Origin of the sequence: Dyadobacter sp. CY327 (genome assembly GCF_021390415.1) — a bacterium.
GTDB lineage: Bacteria > Bacteroidota > Bacteroidia > Cytophagales > Spirosomataceae > Dyadobacter > Dyadobacter chenhuakuii.
In genome coordinates, this window is sequence record NZ_JAJUXJ010000007.1 from 1407942 (window position 1) to 1426398 (window position 18457).

At 47.4% G+C, this 18457-nt stretch carries 18 protein-coding genes; 11 read left to right on the top strand and 7 right to left on the bottom strand.

Translation table 11 applies throughout. The features are described 5' to 3' along the window. Positions 1–31: 31 nt before the first annotated feature. Positions 32–2536 (bottom strand): phosphocholine-specific phospholipase C, encoded by a 2505-nt coding sequence (locus LZG74_RS22190; protein ID WP_233798678.1) that lies wholly within the window; start codon positions 2534–2536, stop codon positions 32–34. A gap of 273 nt (positions 2537–2809) precedes the next feature. Here LZG74_RS22190 and LZG74_RS22195 point away from each other — a divergent pair, with 273 nt between their 5' ends. The 10 genes from LZG74_RS22195 (at position 2810) to LZG74_RS22240 (ending at position 13738) form a co-directional block, all read left to right on the top strand. Next, on the top strand, positions 2810–3505 hold the full coding sequence (locus tag LZG74_RS22195; RefSeq protein ID WP_233798679.1) for a siderophore-interacting protein: 696 nt from the start codon (positions 2810–2812) through the stop codon (positions 3503–3505). Between the two features lie 11 nt (positions 3506–3516). Further along, positions 3517–4419, top strand: a complete 903-nt coding sequence (locus tag LZG74_RS22200; RefSeq protein ID WP_233798680.1) for an AraC family transcriptional regulator — start codon at positions 3517–3519, stop codon at positions 4417–4419. Positions 4420–4652: 233 nt separating this feature from the next. Further along, positions 4653–5408: a class I SAM-dependent methyltransferase gene (locus LZG74_RS22205; protein ID WP_233798681.1), complete on the top strand. Its 756-nt coding sequence runs from the start codon at positions 4653–4655 to the stop codon at positions 5406–5408. Between the two features lie 213 nt (positions 5409–5621). After that, a complete protein-coding gene (locus LZG74_RS22210) occupies positions 5622–6137 on the top strand; it encodes a phage tail protein (RefSeq protein ID WP_233798682.1) in 516 nt (171 codons plus the stop codon). A gap of 43 nt (positions 6138–6180) precedes the next feature. Continuing rightward, positions 6181–6687 carry a phage tail protein gene (locus tag LZG74_RS22215; RefSeq protein WP_233798683.1) on the top strand — a complete coding sequence of 169 codons (507 nt, stop codon included), beginning with the start codon at positions 6181–6183 and terminating at the stop codon, positions 6685–6687. Between the two features lie 43 nt (positions 6688–6730). Next, positions 6731–7249 carry a phage tail protein gene (locus LZG74_RS22220; RefSeq protein WP_233798684.1) on the top strand — a complete coding sequence of 173 codons (519 nt, stop codon included), beginning with the start codon at positions 6731–6733 and terminating at the stop codon, positions 7247–7249. Between the two features lie 48 nt (positions 7250–7297). Further along, positions 7298–7801 carry a GNAT family N-acetyltransferase gene (locus LZG74_RS22225; protein ID WP_233798685.1) on the top strand — a complete coding sequence of 168 codons (504 nt, stop codon included), beginning with the start codon at positions 7298–7300 and terminating at the stop codon, positions 7799–7801. Further along, positions 7783–8091 carry a DUF6916 family protein gene (locus tag LZG74_RS22230; RefSeq protein ID WP_233798686.1) on the top strand — a complete coding sequence of 103 codons (309 nt, stop codon included), beginning with the start codon at positions 7783–7785 and terminating at the stop codon, positions 8089–8091. Before LZG74_RS22225 ends, LZG74_RS22230 begins: the two co-directional genes overlap by 19 nt. 58 nt (positions 8092–8149) lie before the next feature. Next, entirely contained in the window at positions 8150–13102 is a 4953-nt protein-coding gene (locus LZG74_RS22235) for an Ig-like domain-containing protein (protein ID WP_233798687.1), read from the top strand. Positions 13103–13381: 279 nt separating this feature from the next. Then, positions 13382–13738, top strand: a complete 357-nt coding sequence (locus LZG74_RS22240) for a hypothetical protein (protein WP_233798688.1) — start codon at positions 13382–13384, stop codon at positions 13736–13738. An 86-nt stretch (positions 13739–13824) separates the two neighbouring features. On the opposite strand, the gene LZG74_RS22245 is transcribed toward LZG74_RS22240, so the two are convergent. The 6 genes from LZG74_RS22245 to LZG74_RS22270 form a co-directional block, all read right to left on the bottom strand. Next, a complete protein-coding gene (locus tag LZG74_RS22245; RefSeq protein ID WP_233798689.1) occupies positions 13825–14574 on the bottom strand; it encodes an OBAP family protein in 750 nt (249 codons plus the stop codon). Between the two features lie 34 nt (positions 14575–14608). After that, entirely contained in the window at positions 14609–15016 is a 408-nt protein-coding gene (locus LZG74_RS22250) for a DUF4345 domain-containing protein (RefSeq protein ID WP_233798690.1), read from the bottom strand. Positions 15017–15034: 18 nt separating this feature from the next. Beyond that, the gene (locus tag LZG74_RS22255; RefSeq protein WP_233798691.1) at positions 15035–15412 is read right to left on the bottom strand and encodes an SPW repeat protein; all 378 of its coding nucleotides are present in this window, start codon (positions 15410–15412) and stop codon (positions 15035–15037) included. 129 nt (positions 15413–15541) lie between these two features. Then, entirely contained in the window at positions 15542–16126 is a 585-nt protein-coding gene (locus LZG74_RS22260) for a DUF4142 domain-containing protein (RefSeq protein ID WP_233798692.1), read from the bottom strand. A 170-nt stretch (positions 16127–16296) separates the two neighbouring features. Further along, positions 16297–16446, bottom strand: a complete 150-nt coding sequence (locus LZG74_RS22265; protein WP_233798693.1) for a hypothetical protein — start codon at positions 16444–16446, stop codon at positions 16297–16299. Between the two features lie 28 nt (positions 16447–16474). After that, positions 16475–16654: a hypothetical protein gene (locus LZG74_RS22270; RefSeq protein WP_233798694.1), complete on the bottom strand. Its 180-nt coding sequence runs from the start codon at positions 16652–16654 to the stop codon at positions 16475–16477. Between the two features lie 207 nt (positions 16655–16861). On the opposite strand from LZG74_RS22270, the gene LZG74_RS22275 reads away from it, so the two are divergent. Further along, positions 16862–18352, top strand: a complete 1491-nt coding sequence (locus LZG74_RS22275) for a choice-of-anchor I family protein (RefSeq protein ID WP_233798695.1) — start codon at positions 16862–16864, stop codon at positions 18350–18352. Positions 18353–18457: the final 105 nt, after the last annotated feature.

The window sequence follows — 18457 nt, forward strand, 5'->3', positions numbered from 1 at the left end:
GCGGCACAGAACTGCTTCCCCTGAAATAAACCTAAACCACCCCGCCCATCAATGGGTCCGTCTTGGTTACTAAGCCGGTTTCAACGTGTCCCGCGAAGCGCTCTTCGAATGTTTCGCTGCCCGCTACTTTCACGCTGAAATCGTACCAGTTGAAGTTTTTAGACAGATTTAAAACCATTGTGGCCTTTCCGCCGGCTGCAATGGTTTTGTTTTGCGCGCCCGATTTGTAACTGTTATCGGCTACGGTAATGCTGTGAGATTTGGCATCGAGATTTTGAATGTTGACTACTACATGGCCGGTCAATTTTGCGTTTTTGGATTCATAATCACAAGTCACTTTCAGCAGCGGGTTGCCGGAGTTACCCTTAAACTCCCGATAGAAACCGTTCGGGCCGTAAACGCGGAGATGATAGTTGCCATTTTCAAAATCGCCGATATTCCAGTCGTCATGCAGTTCGTCGCCTGCTGCCGAGCTGTAATTCCAGGCACGCAGCGTTTCGTTTTGATAAGGATTCAATGCGTAAACCCTGAAAGGCGCGCCGCTTGATCTGGTCCCGAACACCGCATTACCAGCCTTGAAGGACACCCGGATGCTGTTTTTGGTTTTGTCAAAATGCAGGTTTGAGTAAAGCTCATAAGGCAATGCACAGGCCGGGCGAACACCTTCTTCCTGCACTGGAAAATCCTGGGATTTGCGCAGATCTTTGCTCATTTCCCGGATCTCGCTCGCGCTTAGGGATTTGAAATTATCGGGCGCCTGGCGGAATTGTGCCTGGTGAATGCCTTCTATGAATTCGGTCTTATTCAAAAACGCAGGCTGCTCGATTTTCTCGCCCAGGTAAGGCCGGAAAACGGATGTGAGGTCGCCGCAAATTGTCCGGCGCCACTGCGTAATGTTCTCTTCTTTCACTTTTTTCTTGAATTTTTTCTCAATAAAATTTTCAAGAAACTGCAAAGAAGATGTATGGTCAAAAACCTCCGAATTCACAAAGCCGCCGCGGGACCAGGGAGATGCAACGATCATCGGCACGCGGTAACCCAGTCCGATAGGCCCTTCACGGAGCTTGCTCTCGTTCATCGACGGATTCGTTTGCTGACTTTTTGTTGCAAAATCCATTTTCGGATCGATACCCGCGGATACTTTGCCTGAGTTTTCTTTGTAGGGATTAGGAACAGTAAAAGGAGGAACGTGATCGAAATAACCATCATTTTCGTCGTAAGTCAGGACAAAGATCGTCTTCTTCCAGACTTCGGGATTTTTGAGCAAAATCTCCATTACTTCACTCACATACCAAGGCCCGAACCAGGGCTCGCCCGGGTGATCGGAAAAACGTGCGGGAGGCATCAGCCAGGAAACGGCAGGCAGTTTTCCATTTTCGACATCGGCCCGGAACTGATGGAATACGTCGCCTTTCGGGACATTAAGCGTGCGCTCCGTTCCGTTATCGTTGTACTGCAATGGTGTTAGCGTATGAAAGTCAGGGTCGTTAATGTTGGTGGTAAATGCATTGGTATTCAAATTCTTATGCTTTGCAGAAAGCGCGTTGAATGTGTCCTGATTAAACTTCTGCTGAGCCGTTTCAATGTTGAAAAGCAGCTTCCTGGCAGCTGCAAGTTTTTTGCCCGACTGCTCGTCCGCAGGCTGTTTTTCCAGCTCCGCAATTGTTTCCAGTAACGCTTCTTTTTTTGTTTGCAGATTTGCGATCCCGCCTTCGTGGAAGCGTACATTGTATTCTTTGAAATACTCCAATACATTGGTCCCAAAGTTGCTCAGCCAGCCGCTTTCTTCACTTTTCAGACCGTAACCCATGGTAATTTCATTCTGATAAATTTTCCAGGGAATGCCATTTTCTTCGAGCCTTTCGGGATATGTTTTCCATTCGAGTTCGGGATAAACATAGTTGCTGATATTCCAGAGATGTGCCTTCGCATCGGGTTCGTTCTGCTCCCGGACCGTCCCTGTCATCCAGTAATAGCGGTTTGGGTGCGTTCCCGTAATGCTCGAACAAAAGTTCTGGTCGCATACGGTGAACGCATCGGCCATAGAATAATAGAATGGGAAATCGATGCGGTTGCAATAACCCATCGTGAGCGGAATGTCGGCGTATTGCTTCTTGCCTGGCTTTTTGGCGTCGAGCCATTTATCGTATTTCCCTTCGTTCATCGCATCCGTCTGATCCGACCAGCCGTGCGGAATGGAACCCATCCAGGCAACCTTCGTATCCTTGACATTCAAATGGAAAGGGGCATAAGTTTGGCCCGCTTCATTCGACTGAAACCAAACCTTATTTTTATCAGGAAGGTCAATCGCGCGTGGATCATTATAACCCCTAACGCCCTGCAATGTGCCTAACTGATGGTCAAACGAACGGTTTTCGAGCATCAGGAAAACGACGTGCTCGGCGTCATAAAAAGTGCTTCCCGGCGCAGGATCGATCGCCAGTGCTTTTTGAATAACAGGCGGTAACATGTTCGACAATGCGCCTGCGCCTGTCAGTATGGTTGCTTTTTTTAGAAAATCTCTTCTGGAATCCATTGAATTTATCCCTCTGCTTTTAAGCTTTAATCAAATGTGACCATGAACAACAGCTCATGTATTTTTTTGCAAAAAACGATTCAATCAGACTTGAAACAAAGCTCCCTGGATTAACATTATGTTGTGTTTTTGCTGATCAAATGCCGTTCAGTGGCTGTTAGTGTTCGATATAATGCTGACTTACCCGTTTTTAGTCCACCTATTCATGCCTTTTGTTGGACAAATGGCTTCCCCTTCCCAAATATCTTTGTTGAAAAACAGAAAGGTAAAAAAATGGTTGATATCATTAAAAAAGCGGCATCGGGTTTATTGGAAAGAATGTTTGATACGGCCATGGTGGTGGCGATCAGGACCTGGCCCGGGGCAGATATATTTGAAATTGATTTGCATCTTCCAGACATTGACCTGGATAGCTGGGACTCGATCAAACGCTTGAAGTGCAAGGTGGACACGCTCGAATACCGCGATTACACGCCCGCGCTTTGGAACTCGGAAACAAATATTTGTACAATGTTCATTGATAGCGGACATAAAGGTGCAGGGAGTCGCTGGGTCCGGACACTTAAATCGGGCGACAAAATTCTCTTTGGGGCCGCCCACGCCGCATCGCTTCCATCCCAAAACGGGCCGGTATTATGCCTTGCCGATGCCAGTGCGATCGGACATTTCCTGGCATTGAAGCAGCTTACCGACCGCTGTGAACATCCGCTGGACGTTGCTGTACTCGTGCATAGCGCCTATGAAATTCCAGAGATTTTTAAAGAAGAAAACCCTGAGTTTCATTTTGTTGAATGTTCAGAAAAAATCGGCTTTGATCGTTTGGAGCAATGGTTTCTCGGTAAAAACCTGGCGGATTATAATTCAATATATATTGCAGGAAATGTTACCCTAATGAAAACGCTGAGAGTCAAACTGAAAGCAAACCCAAATGTACGTGCCCGGATCAAATGCTATGGTTTTTGGTCTTAACAGCCGATATAATGACAAATCAAGAAATAGAAATCCGTCACCTGCAACACCGCATGACTGGCATTGAGATTGGCCAGGTTTCCGAAGAAGCTTATTTTGATGCTATGTCGGATAGAGTCCGGGGCCCTCACCGTCACGATCACTATTTCTGCTTCCTGCTGGAAGGAGGATCTATGGGCGGATCAATCGATTTCCAGGACGTGGACATCAACCAGCCCGCACTTTTACTTTCGTGTCCCGGGCAGGTCCATGATTTCCGGCATGCAGAAAAAGTCACTGGCTGGGCCGTTGCTTTCGATGCAAAGTATATTGATCAAAGCGCCCGCGTGGTGATCGAAAATTCTATTGCAAACATTGCTATCATCCTGCTGAATGATGCTGACAAAGAATGGTTTGTGCGCATTTTCAACTTGTTATCTGCGGCAGTAAATGAAGAGAAACCAGCGCAGTTCCGGCAACAGTTAATCCAGTCTCTGCTTAACTCCCTGTTTTACAGCGTTGTCAATATTTTTCAATACCAGGAAAATGAGCGTATCCAGGCCGTGTCCTCCCGGAGTGTTGATATTGTCAAAAATTTCAATCTCCTGGTTAAGGCGAATTTTCATACGTTGAAAAAACCGGCCGATTATGCCGCACAGATGAACATTACGGTGAGTTACCTGAACGATACGGTCAAGTCTATAACCGGGTTTTCGTCCACCTGGCTGATCAAACAGGAAGTGCTCCGGGAAGCACAGCGCCTGCTATTTTATACTACAAAGAGTGTGAAAGAAATTGCATTTCAACTTGGGTTTGAAGATCATAAATACTTCATCCGGCTATTCAGCAAAACAATCGGAACATCGCCCGCCAGCTTCCGTAAAACACGTGGTGCCGGAAAACAAAAGCACGCAAGTGCCGCCTTAAAGGCATAAATGTTCACTTGCCAATATCAGCAGTCATTTCCCGTTCGCTCAATAAGACGACCGTTTCCTCATTGCTTTCTTTCCGCTTTTTGATTTGCACTAGTTTTAGGTTGAACTTTAACTCAACTGAAAATGAAGCATTTATCAATGGGGACACGTAGACCGGCATTTAAGACAAATACGCAAAGTAAAATCAGACGCGAACTTTCCAAAATAGGCACTATAATCAAACCTTACCTATCATGCTATCGAATTTAGTAGAACAACTTTTGAGCAAGTCTGTATTTGATAAACAGCTTGGCGCGTCACAGATTAATTTAACGATTGACCCGGACGACGAGATGTTCGTAAAAGGTCATGAGGAAGCGTATTTCCAAACGGGAATTTCTGCGTTGCAAAACATTGCAGCAGCATTGCTCAGTGCAGGAAAAGATCCATTGCAGGTAAAACATGTCTTGGATTTCCCGTGTGGCTATGGACGAGTCATGCGGTTCTCGAAAGCATACTTTCCAAATGCTGAGTTCTACGGCAGTGAGATCACACAGCGACATCTGGATTTTTGTGCTAAAACTTTCGATGCCAAAATCTTTTTGTCAAAAGACAAGTTTGCGGAAATTAATGTCTCTGAAAAATTCGATGTGATTTGGGTAGGCTCGCTTTTCACTCATTTATCCAGCAACAGATTCAAAGAGTTGTATGAATTTTTGATATCGTTATTGAAGGAAGATGGCGTTTTAATTTTTACAACGCATGGGCGGTTTTGCTACGGCCATGTTCAAAAGGGAAGCCGTCGCAGGCATGTCATAGAAGCGGGCTATCTCGCAACCGGATTTGGTTACTGCCACCAGCATGGTACAACTGTTTATGGAGATTCGCTCACGAACCCAAAGTGGCTTTTTAATTTTATACAAAAAAACAAAAAAGGGCGCGTCATATATTGGGCGGAGCAAGGCTGGAATAGCTGGCAGGATGTGATCGCAGTAGTTCCAAGTAAATAACGCGATAAATTCTCCCAACAGGCGAAATCACCTCCCGACTTTTAGATCCTCCGTCAGTCAGTTAATAAGATTACCGGAGGATTTTGCCATTTACCGCAAAATAAGAATTTCTATACTTTTTGTCAGAATATTTCAATATTACTGACGTAAATATTTTGCTCGGATTGTATCGGGCTTCTTCTTTTCCAATTTTACCTTAACCCCTATTTACTTATGGCAGAACCATTTTTATCAGAAATCAGAATGGTCAGTTTTTCATTTGCTCCCAAGGGTTGGGCGCTGGCAAACGGGCAGTTAATGCCCATTAACCAGAACCAGGCCCTTTTTGCTCTTCTGGGAACCACATTCGGCGGCGATGGCCGTGTCAGTTTTGCACTGCCTGATTATCGCGGCCGCACGCCGATTCACGTGGGCGCGGGACATAATCTGGGAGAACGGGGCGGTGAACAGGCCCACACCCTAAGCGTCGCTGAGCTTCCCAAACACTCGCATTTGCTGAACGAACTGGATACCGGGAGCGTAGACAACAATGTAAACAATCCCCTCAACAACCTGTTTTCCAACTCCAAACCCAACGACCTCTATCAGAATACGGCAGGCAATTTGGTCCAGCTTGCTCCAAATACCATTGGCGGCGGCGGTGGCAGTCAGGCGCATTTAAACATGCAGCCGTTTCTCACAATCAGTTTTTGCATCGCTTTACAGGGCATTTTTCCAAGCCAGAATTAGTCATTAGCGGTCTTTTATTCCATCATTTAAATTAAAAAAAATAATGGCGCAGCCTTATATTGGAGAAATCAGGATGTTCGCAGGGAATTTTGCCCCTCTCGGATGGTCCTTTTGCGACGGGCAACTTCTGCCTATCTCCGAAAACGAGACCCTTTTTCAGTTGATCGGAACTACTTATGGTGGGGATGGAGAGTCTACATTTTGTCTTCCGGACCTGCGTGGACGCCTGCCGGTGCACCAGGGAAACGGATTTATGCTGGCCGAACCCGGGGGCGCGGAAGAAATTACGCTGATAGTCAACCAAATCCCGGCACATGAGCACCCCATGTTTGCTTCCGCGGATGGCGCAAATTCTGCTCAACCTCTCAATGCTGTTATCGGAAATTCGTCTTCGGTGAAGATGTTTATGGGCGATCCACCGTCTCCTGCCGCAATGAGCCCGGTTAGCATTCGTCCTACCGGAGGCTCATTACCGCATACAAACTTCCAGCCTTATCTGTGTGTGAGCTTTATCATTTCACTTTTTGGCATATTCCCCTCTCCTACCTAAGCATACTCCTATCCCTTTTTTATAACCTCAAACATATTTAATAATGGCAGATCCATTTGTAGCAGAAATTAGAATGGTCCCTTTCAATTTTTCACCCAAAGGCTGGGCGTGGTGCGACGGACAATATCTTCCCATTTCACAAAATACAGCATTATTCTCCCTATTGGGTACGACGTATGGCGGTGATGGTAAATCCAATTTTGCATTGCCCGACCTGCAGGGACGCGCGCCCATGCATCCCGGCCAGGGCCCTGGCCTATCGCTTCACGACCTGGGAGAAAGCGGGGGCTCGGAAACGGTCACGCTCCTGGAATCGGAAATCCCTATGCATGGGCACACAGTAAACATTACACCGCAGCCGGGAGAAATTTCGGACCCATCGGGACATACGATTGCAAGGTCTGTTAATGGTGCTGTGTTTCTCGGTGGAAGTCCGAATGGCTATATGTCTGCCAGCTCAATCGGCGAGGCAGGCGGCAGTCAGCCGCACAACAATATGCAGCCTTATCTGACCACCTATTTTTGCATAGCGCTGCAAGGAGTGTTTCCACCGCGGCCGTAGCGCTGCACGCATCACCCAAATTTATCAACTGAAAATTTTTACCGATTAATGGAATTTACGCCAGGCCACCCGGAGATAACGCTACGCCGCATCGACCAGTCAGATATGCCCTCATTGCTTGCCATGTATGCGAGTACGCGGGAGGAAGAAATGAGTAAAGTGCCCGGATGGAGCGAGACGATGAAGCATGAATTTATCAAAAGCCAGTTTGACGCGCAGCACAGCCATTATCAGAAAAACTATTCAGGAGCCGATTTTTGGGTGATTTGTAAAAATAAATCGAGTGCCGGCAGGCTGTATGTGCATGAAAATTTTCAAGGGCGGGGCATGCGGATCATTGACATTACCCTGCTTCCCGCGTTTCGGAATTACGGGATCGGAAGCAGTATACTTAAAGATCTGATGCAGCTTTCGACCCAATCCGAAAAACCGCTGAGCATACATGTCGAAAGCTTCAACCCCGCAAAAAACCTTTATAACCGGCTCGGGTTCAATAAAATAAGCGAAACAAACGGAGTCTATCATTTAATGGAATGGAAACATACGATTTAAGCAAACTAACTGCCCAGGACTTCAAGGATCATCTGGGTCAGACGCTGAACATTGAATTTGCGAATGGTGAGGCTGTTGCGGCCAGTGTGGAAAAAATAACCGAACTTGAAACCTACTCTCCGCTGGAAAGAGGCGCTTTTTCGGTAGTACTGCAAACCCCGGGCGACCAAAATCCCCGTCAGCAAGGAATTTACAAGCTTTTATATCCTCAGTCAGGCCCGCTGGAAGTGTTTCTGGTCCCGATCGCAAGGGATAAGGGCGGCGTAAAATACGAGGCTGTCTTCTCCTGATTTCCAGGGCATTGTCTCTTTCGACAATGCCCTTGTTCTTTACTCAAAAAATCAAATAATGAAAAACTTATACTTCTTTTTAGCTGGGGCTGCTATGCTCGTCTCAGGACTTTTCATCAACGATTCTGGTCAGCCACCAATTTCAGAACTTCAAAAGGCTGCTCTGGTAACTTCGACACCAGTAAGCAAATCACAGTCAATTGTTCCGTTCAAAAGAACAAAGGCCAATAAGATAATGCTTTTTGCGCCCACTATTTCTGCCACTAATACCTATGCACTTACCAACGACACGGGCTTGCCGGGCGCTTCTGTGGGGGACGAACTGGAATACACAGTGACAATCACCAATAGCGGCACGGACGCAAGCGGCGTCACTTTTACAGATCAGATCGATGCCAACACAACACTCGTCCCGGGATCCCTTAAAGTGAGTCCTATTGCTCAAAATGATGTTTACAATGCGATAGGAAATGTAGGACTGGACATTCCTGCGGGAAGCGGCGTGCTTGTCAATGACAGCAGCCCCAACGGTGCTTCCATCAGCATCGTGGGATCCGGAGAAATTGCGACAAGCCAGGGAGGGGCAGTTACCCTCGATTATAGCACGGGTGCTTTCACTTATTTACCGGCCGCAGGCGTCACCGGTAACGACACATTTACCTACACATTGCAAAACGGATCGGGATTGACCTCGACAGCAACGGTCACCATTGCAACCACCAGCGCGATATGGTTCGTAAATTCTGCTGCAAGCGCCAGCGGCGAAAACGGAACACTGGCAAAGCCATTCACTTCTCTGGCAGGGTTTGCAGCTATTAATGATGGCGCGGCGCTGCATCCGCAAGCGGGACATTCCATTTTTCTATACGAGGGAAATTATACCGGACCTGTCGCGCTGCTCAACCAGCAAAAAGTAATTGGTCAGGGCGCAGGCGCGTCCTTGCTGGCGATCTCCGGATACAGCACGCCAAGTGGAAACAATCTTCTTCCCGCAACCGGCGGCAACCGCCCGGCATTAACAAGTTCCGGCGGCGCCAATGTGATTACTACTGCCGCTGCAAATACAATCCGCGGCCTTAACATCGGCAACTCGGGAGGAGCGAAAATTGCGGGATCAACAGCAGGACTGCTTACCATCAGCGAGATAGCCTTAACCGGCAACGGCAGTGCGCTTAACCTGGCCAATGTTACGCTGGCAGCAGATTTTTCGGAACTATCTTCAAATGTGGGTTCAGGACCGGTTAGCCCGATTGACATTTCATCCGTCGGCGGAAACTTGAAAATCGGCTCCGGAACAATTTCGTCGGCCAATGTTGCTGCTATTGACGTCGCAGGAAGCTCGCTGGGTCTTGATGTTACATTGGCGGCGGTATCATGCAGCAATGCAGCCAAGGGAATAGCGGTGTCCGGCACTACGGGGACTTTTCAGATCACAGGGTCAGGCGCTACGGCCGGCTCGGCCGGAACGATCCAGAACATTTCCGCACGGGGTATTGAATTCACCAATGCGGCCGGTGTTACGCTGAACAACATTAACCTCATTAATGCCAATGGTTCAGATTCCGGGGGATGCGGGACATCCGATAATTCAGGATGCAACGCGGCTGTTTATGCCAATGTTGTGAATGGATTTAAATTAGAAAGAATCATTATTACCGGCACCACGAACCAACACGGCATTAACCTGCGGGGCGTCAACAATCTGACAATCAGCAACAGTTCTGTGCAGAACGCAGGAAACGCTGCTACCGAAGGTGCTATTTTCGCGACAAATACTACCGGGACGGCTTCTATTACCAACTCCACTTTTGCCAACAGCACCATTGCTAATGCGCCTTCGGGTAGGGTTGCGTATTTTGGAAATACAGACTCCAACTTATCGCTTCTGACCGTTGATAATTCCGATTTTACGGATTCCCCCAACAACGGCGGAATTCTGATGGAGGGTTACGGGAATTCGCAGATGAACTTGAAGATCACAGGCGGCAGCCAGTTTCTCAGATGCGAGACACAAGGCATAAAAATGATTTCTAATAATAATTCCCAGTTGGTGGGTGACATTCAGGGCGCAGTTGTGAATAACCTGGCGCTCAACGGTGTGACCCGGCTCACTTCAATTGGCATTGATTTGCAAAGTACGGGCACCTCATCATTGAAATACAACATTATAGGAAACAATTTCCGTTGCAAAAATGGCACGGGGATCAACCTCAAGGTGAGTAACAATTCCACGCATGAAGGAACTGTAGACGGAAATACCGTGGTAAGTGATGGTGGCGGTGGATCGGGAATTTACTTTGATACGGAAGGCCCTACTGCAAAAGGGATTGTCAAGATCAGCAACAACACGGTGTCTGGCATCCTGAATGACTTTGGCATTGGGTTTTCGGGCTACGTTACGAATAGCAACACCAAAAGTGACTTGTCGATCATCGGAAATACGATCACAACCGGACCGAACGCTTTTAACGACATTGATGTCAATTTTATCTCAAGTTTTTCGGATAACCAGGGCAAACTCTGCACTTACATTGCTAGTAACAATGTAGCGGCGGCTACGGGCGTTGCGTTGCGCCTGCGTCCGGGTGCGCCCGGGAATCAGATCATTCTTCAGGGTGCGGGCAATACGCCCCAAGCAGTGTGGAGTGGGAACGGGAATACGCCGCAAAATGCATTTCTACTCTCTGGCGGCTCAGGTACAACCAGTTACAATACAGGCCAAACCTGCGCAGTGCCTAATGTTTCGGCACTGAGAATCGCAGCAGAAGAAACGGCATTAAGACAAGGGCCGCCGGATGCTGACAATGTTTCAGATTCAATTCAATCAGCAACAGCAATTTCAGATACAAAGCCTGAGGCGAATACAAATGAACCTGACCAGGCAAATGAGGTTCAGTCCAATACCAGAACAGCGGCTCCTACGGCTGGCGAAACTGTTACTGTGAATGGCACCGGGAGTGGCTTTTCACTGCCTGCCGGTGCGAATGTGATCGTAAAATTCAAGGTGACGGTAAACAATGATATCCCTGTAACAACCTGCGAGGTCACCAATCAGGGATCTGTGAGCGGAAATGATTTTAGCACCGTCCTGACAGACGATCCCGGCGCGCCAGGATCGAGCGATCCTACGATTACAGCCATCGTTTCAGCACCGGTGATCAGTGCCTGCCCTACCAACCAGGTTGTAGACCCGGACGCTGGCGCCTGTACTGCAACCCTATCGCTTCCAGCGACGGTTGCAGGATGTCCTGCGCCAACAGTTGTATACAGCGTTTCGGGAAGTCCGATCACATTCCCCTATATTTTCCCCGCTGGCGTGACCACCGTGGAGGTGAACGCCTCCAACGGAATCGGAACGGATGCAACTTGCTCATTTACAGTGACAGTTACGCCTACCCCGGCCCCGGTAATCTCGCAGGATCCGCAGGATCGACTGATTTGTGCCGGCCAGGACGCTTCATTTACTGTGGCCGCAACGGGCCTAGTAACAAACTACCGGTGGCAGAAAAAGCCTTTTGGCGGCGCATTCGCTGATATTGATGCAAGCACAAATCCGAGTGCAAACACTGCAACATTGGCGTTGACAAATGTGCCGGTAACTGATAACAATTCGGAATATCAATGCATTGTTTCCAATCCGTGCAATAGCGTCACCTCAGCAGCAGCTACATTGACCGTCAACGAAATTACCGCTTCTACAATCTCAGGCACAGCGACTGTTGACCAGGGTGCGTCCGCTCCCGTAGTGACCTTTGGTGCAACCGGTGGAACGCTTCCCTATACTTTTACTTATAAAATCAATGATGGGACTGCAACTACGATAGCCACAGCCGGTGCGGCAACGACGGTTGGCGTTACTCAGTCTACTGCAAGCGTTGGTGTGTTCACCTATGAACTTGTCAGCGTCACCGACGCGCAGGGATGCACATTGACACCTGGGTCGGCACAGACAGCCGTCATCACAGTTGCTAATAGCTTAACAGCTTCTATATCAGCAGGAAGTTCTGCTTGCGTTGGTGCTGTTTCTCCACAAGTTACCTTCACGGCTGTTGATGGTGTGGGGCCATTTACATTTACCTATAAAATAAACGCCGGTCCCGACCTGCAAGTGACTACAACCGGAGCGAATACAACAGCCAGCGTTGCAGTTTCCACCGCAGCAGCCGGAAGTTTTACCTATGAGCTGATCAATGTCAGTGGTGCAGGTGACGCAACGACAGCTGTTTCCGGACAAAGTGCTACTGTTGTTGTAAATGAAACACCAACCATTACATTGGGTCCGGATGCATACAGCTGTTCCTTTAATCTAAATACGTATTCGGTGGTTTTCACGGCTACGGCAGGCGCAACAGTCACAACTGACAAGGGCACGATTTCAGGAAATAGCGTGATCGATATACCGAGCAATGAAACGGCCATTCTTACTGTTACAAAAGACGGATGTTCCAGTACATTGTCCGTATTCCGTGACTGTACGCTCCCTGTCACACTCATCGATTTTTCGGCATCGCGCCAGGAAAACGCTGTGGTGTTAAAGTGGCGGACAAGTGAGGAAACAAACAGCGAAAAGTTTGAAATTGAGCGAAGTATCACGGGGAAAAGCTGGGAAACGATTGCAACCAAAAAATCCGGGGGCGAAAGCTCGGTGACTTTGAATTATACATTTAAAGATGATAGGCCTAATACAGGGGATAATTTTTACCGGTTAAAAATGATCGATACGGATCAGACTTTTGCATACAGCCATATCGTTTTTGTAGGTATTGAAGGAGCGCATCTTCTTGAAATTTACCCTAACCCGGTGTCGGATCTGTTATCTATCAAAACCAATTCGACGATTCAGATCAGCTCAGTTGAACTGCATAATGTCAAAGGCGTACAGGTTTACAAGTCACAAATCGGGACTGCGAAAACCGTTTCGGTCGGTAATTTGCCTGCTGGCATTTATGTTTTGTCAATTTATTATCAAAATGGAAAAATAGATCGTCAGAAAGTGCTGATCAACAGATAAGCATTGGATGGAACGGACCACTGGGCCGTACAGATCAATCCAAAATTTTATGTAAAAAACAAAAACCGTTGCAGGAGATTCTTGCAGCGGTTTTCGTTTTTAGCAGTCTTCCCTCCATGTCTGCTTTTGTGCATTTGCATAGTAAAAATTGTCCCGCGTCGGTGCTGTTTGGCACGAAAATTATCTAAGATCGCCTCTGATTAATTATGCCAACGTAGCCATGCTCTTTTAAAATTTAGTACAAAAACAATGATTAATCTTCACTAAAACCGTAAGACTATGAACACGAAAACAATGTATCTGGCACTATCACTTTTGATCTCGGCTGGATCGCTCATGGCACAATCCACTGCCACGCAGAAACAGGGAACAGAATCGAAACAGAAAGCCGCAACGGGCAGCCAGACCAGTAAGCAGGCACAGCAGAATAAGGGAGGAAGCGTAACCAGTGAGGCAACCACCGGCACCCCGCCCACGCACATCGACAAAACGAACAGCGTCCCGGCGGCCAGTAATCCGCAAAATACTGGTGTAAATTCAGCCAACAGGAAAAAATCGGGATCAACTGTTCAGGGTGGCAAGGACACAACGGGCAAAGGTTCCAGCAAATCTGGTCAACGGCCGGGAAATAGATAAAGTAAAATACGGCGGGCCGCGAGGGATCTCTTGCGGCCCGCCATATTTTAAATACACTAATATTGCATTGCGTATGGTCGGGTCGGTCAATGTTTATGGGCCAAGGAGTCACTTTTATTTGTGATAACCAGTTGCCTGATCTCACCTTTCTCCCAGGCATTTGCGCCGGGATCAACCGCAGGAACGGGGATGTCCTTTCTATTCTGTTTTTTCTTCTGTGACGAGATATTGAATCGCTTATCGCGATCAGCCAGAATGCCCGCGTTGAGTTGCCCTTCTTTCGTAAACCCCATCATGATCATTGGGGAACCAACAGGCAGTTCTTTTTCAAGATCGGTATGCCAGGTGTGGATGGTTTTGCCATAGGTAGATACCAGTTTTTCCATGAGCTCGTGTTCTGCAACTTCCGGTATGCCCGGTGCAATGAGTGATCCAGAACCGACTTCAAAGTGATGACTATGCCATAATTTTTTCTCTTCCGGACTCAGGCGAGCAAACATTTTCGCGGTAATGATATATTCGACCCCCATGATTTTGGCGTCCTTCCCGTTGCCATCAAAAATAATGGCCTGGTAAACATCCTCATTAATCTGGTTCACGTAATGGTGAGCCTCCATTTGTGAATTCATATTTCCATTATAAAAATGGAACCCATCCAGGTAAGCATTGAACCCTTTCAGCGGGGTTTTATCCTGTATCAAATCCGCCCCTACATTTAGAGTCTTGTCTTTCGCAGACTTTTCATCGCCGGGCGCTTCCACATTCGATGATGAGTTTTTACCACCACAGCTTAGCAGGGCCAGTGTTAACGCACATAACGGAATGAGTTTATTCATGGTTTATCCAATTTGAATCAAAGAGTTTTCTACATTATATAACGTCTCGTTTTACCGGCAAGGCAATCTGTTTCTGCCAGTAAATAATCAGGATTGGCGCCAGGAGCTCCAAAGCCAGAAAGCCAATTATAAAAAGAGGCGGAACACCCAGATCGTAGATTGATATTAATCTTCCGATCCCGCCCAGCCATACTGCACCGCAAACTACCCTGAAAGCGAATGTCTCTTTTTCTATAACCGGTATAACGCAATAGAAAGAAACGGCCACGGCAACGGACATGGCATTCAGGAAGCGAAGGTTACTATCCAAAATTAGGTCAGCAGGCAGCGCCTCAGAAAAAAGCGGATTGCGGATCCCCGACAACCCTATAAGCCCGGATACCAACGGGGCAACAGCCAGAATTCCAATGACGGCCTGAAGCGCTTTCTTGCTTTTGAACATAAGGGAAATTGTAGATTGTTAACTGCGTTCCAGCGGGCTCTCCTGGGTTTCATGCGACGAGCGAGACGTTAGCAACCCAGCCGTTGTTTCAAACAGGCCCAAAATAACGTGTGGCAGGTAAACCTGGTCTGCAAACCCGAGAATCCAGGGCGATGCAGCCAGCAGCAGACCTGTAACCACGTCCACATTCAAGTGTACATGCATGGGTAGGCTGCGGACCATGCCCCCTTCGTAGTCAGTAAAGAGTGACATCGTAATGGACATTGCTCCTACCGCAATGAGGACCCAGGTGGCAGCCGGAACTTCGTTGAAACCAACTATCCAGGGCATTGCTATGAACAAAATGCTCGTCGAATAATCAATGATGCTGTGTAATTTGGTGCTGATCATTTTCATAAGATGAAGTGTTTAGTTTGTGACAGATCGAATAGATCGGTGCTTTACTAAAAATTATGCCAGCAGAAATGCAAAAAAAAGCTGGCGGCCACATTCGTGACCGCCAGCCTCAAAAACGCTTACCAAAAATTATTTTGTCTTATCAAGCGTTTTAACATGCTCGGCATGTGCTTTAATCACCGGCAAAGTTTTGTCGATAAAAGCTTTCAGCTCTGCGTCTTTCACATCTTTCTGCGCATCTTCGAAAAGTTTCACTGTTGCATCGTGATCCTTCTTCATTTGCGATATATAAGCTTTGTCAAAATCGCTTCCGGTTTTGCCGCCAAGGTCAGCAGCTGCTTTTTGTTTCTCTGCATTTGGCGCAGCAGGCAGCGTGATATTCTTGTTACCCGCCAACGTTTTAAGCTCATCATTTGCTTTTGAATGGTCTGTGATCATTTGTTTTGCAAATTCTTTCACTTTTGGGTCGGTTGCTTTGTCGGCTGCAATTTTGCTCAGTGCAACTTCCGCCATTCCTCCATTCGCTGCCTCTACGGCAAATTCAGCGTCATCTTCGGCAACGGCCGATGCGGAGTCGCTTGCAGCAGTGTCGGCAACAGCCTCGTTGGTGCTGTCTGCTAATTCGGTAGTGTCCGTGGTGTCGGTAGATTTGGATCCGCAGCCCCATAGCATTGCTACGGTTGCCAGCGCCATAAATGTTGATGCAATTTTCATTAGTAATGATTGTTTAAGTGGTGATAAAACTGCGTGCGGGACTTACCAGCACAGGTCACAACCCAATGTAAAAAAGTATGCCTACCGTATCAATTACAATAACGGAAGAGCAAAGGACTAAAAGTTTTGTTCACATATGGCCAACTTTGGCGTAACAGAAACGATACAGTTTATTTGATACGGAAACCAATGCCGACATTTACATTATAGCGGTCAGTAGCAACCTTGCTCGAATTTGATCTGATATTTCCTTCTCCCAAAGCGTAGATATACCATCTGCGATTAATGGTATACTCGGCTCCCAAGCCTACGTTAACCATTCCATAATTCAAGCGGGTGGTGTATCTCTCAATGCTTGTGCGTGTAAGGAGTGGCGCGGATATAGGCTCCGAAAGAATTCCCGACCCCTGCACCGAGCATCAACCCAGCCTGTATTTCACCTTTTTCGGGCTCGGAGAATGCGGCCTCCTTTTGTGCAAAGGCAGCAGTTGATAAAAGAAGTGCGAACATTAAGATACCGTGTTTCATAAATAAGGATTGGTTTTAAATGAGGATTAGTTTGAAGGAAGACGAAAAGCGCGTCGGGTAATGTTTCAACTCTAAATACTTTGTCGCAGGAAATGGACAAACTGTGGCAGCAGACTTGATTAATTATCAAATTGTTAAGCTTTGCAAATCCATCTGCTCCTCGATTGCCGGTATCTATTTTTGTTTTTCAACACTCAAAACATTAAGATGAAAAACAAACCTTTACTCGCACTGACATTGCTGTCGGTAGCCCTGAATAGTTGTACGGATCATTTTCCGCAGGAGCCGCAAACGCCGGTGGCATTTAAAGAAGTGGCTTCTATTGACCTTGGAGGAACCGCTGCGTCCGAAATCTCAGCATATGATCCTGCCTCGCGCCGGCTTTTCACGGTGAACAATGAGTCTGCTGCAAAAGTAGATGTAATGGACCTTTCCGCATTTCCGGTCGTATCCAGGTTGCAATCCATCGATATTTCCTCACTGGGTGGCGTTGCCAACAGCGTTGCCGTGTCCGACGGGAAACTGGCGATTGCGTTGGAAGCAACCAATAAGCAGGCAAACGGAAGCGTAATTGTGATGAATACGGCTACGCTGGCAACGATCAAGCAAGTTACTGTTGGCGCGTTGCCTGATATGGTTACTTTTAGTCCGGACGGAAAATACATTGTAACGGCCAACGAAGGTGAGCCAAATGCAGATTACACGGTTGATCCTGAAGGTTCTGTTTCTATTATTAATGTTAATGAGAATTATAGCGTAAAAACTTTGTCGTTTGGCTCATTTGCTTCGTCTTACAACCAGCTGGCTGCTGACGGCTTCCGTGTTTTCGGTCCGGGTGCCAGCTTTGCACAAGACATTGAGCCCGAATACGTGGCGATTTCGGGTGATTCTAAAAAAGCTTTTGTAACACTACAAGAAAACAATGGTATCGCTGAACTGGATCTGACTTCCGGAACAATTTTGAAGCTGCACCCGCTCGGCACAAAGGACATCAGCAAACTGGTGAACGCAATGGATGCGAGCGATAAGGACAGCAAAGTTGCATTGGCTACCTGGCCCGTAAGATCATTCTACCTGCCAGATGCGATCGCGCCATTCAGCGTGAACGGCTCGGACTATCTGATTACAGCCAACGAGGGCGATGCCCGCGAGTACACTGCCTTTGACGAGCAGAAGCGCGTTAGCGCACTTAAACTTGACGCTACTGCATTCCCGGACGCAGTTAACCTGCAAAAACCTGAAAATCTTGGCCGTCTGCGTGTAACCAGCACGCGTGGTGATATCGACAATGATGGTGATTACGATGTGCTATATGGCTTTGGCGGTCGTGGATTCAGTATTTTTAATGCTGCCAGCGGTCAATTGGTTTTTGACTCCGGAAGCATGCTGGAACAGGAGGCAATTCAGGCTGGTATTTATGATGATGACCGCTCGGATGACAAAGGCGTTGAGCCGGAAGGTGTCACAATTGGCATGATCGATAATAAGCCCGTTGCTTTCATTGCACTTGAACGTGTGGATGCTGTTGCGGCCTATGACCTGAGCAATCCCATGGCTCCCAAATTCCTTCAGATGATCAAAACCGGGGATGCTCCCGAAGGCGTTCTCTACATTGCACCGGCAAAGAGCCCGAATGGCAAAGGCGTGCTGGTAACAAGCAATGAAGGCGATGGAACAGTGAAGTTCTATCAGATCTGATTAGCGTAAGGTTCTATTCTGCGCAATGCTCCTGTTTTTTTGGATAAATTCCCTTTAAGTTTTTGTCTGTACGGCTCTGTTAGAATGAGCCGTACAGACAAAACA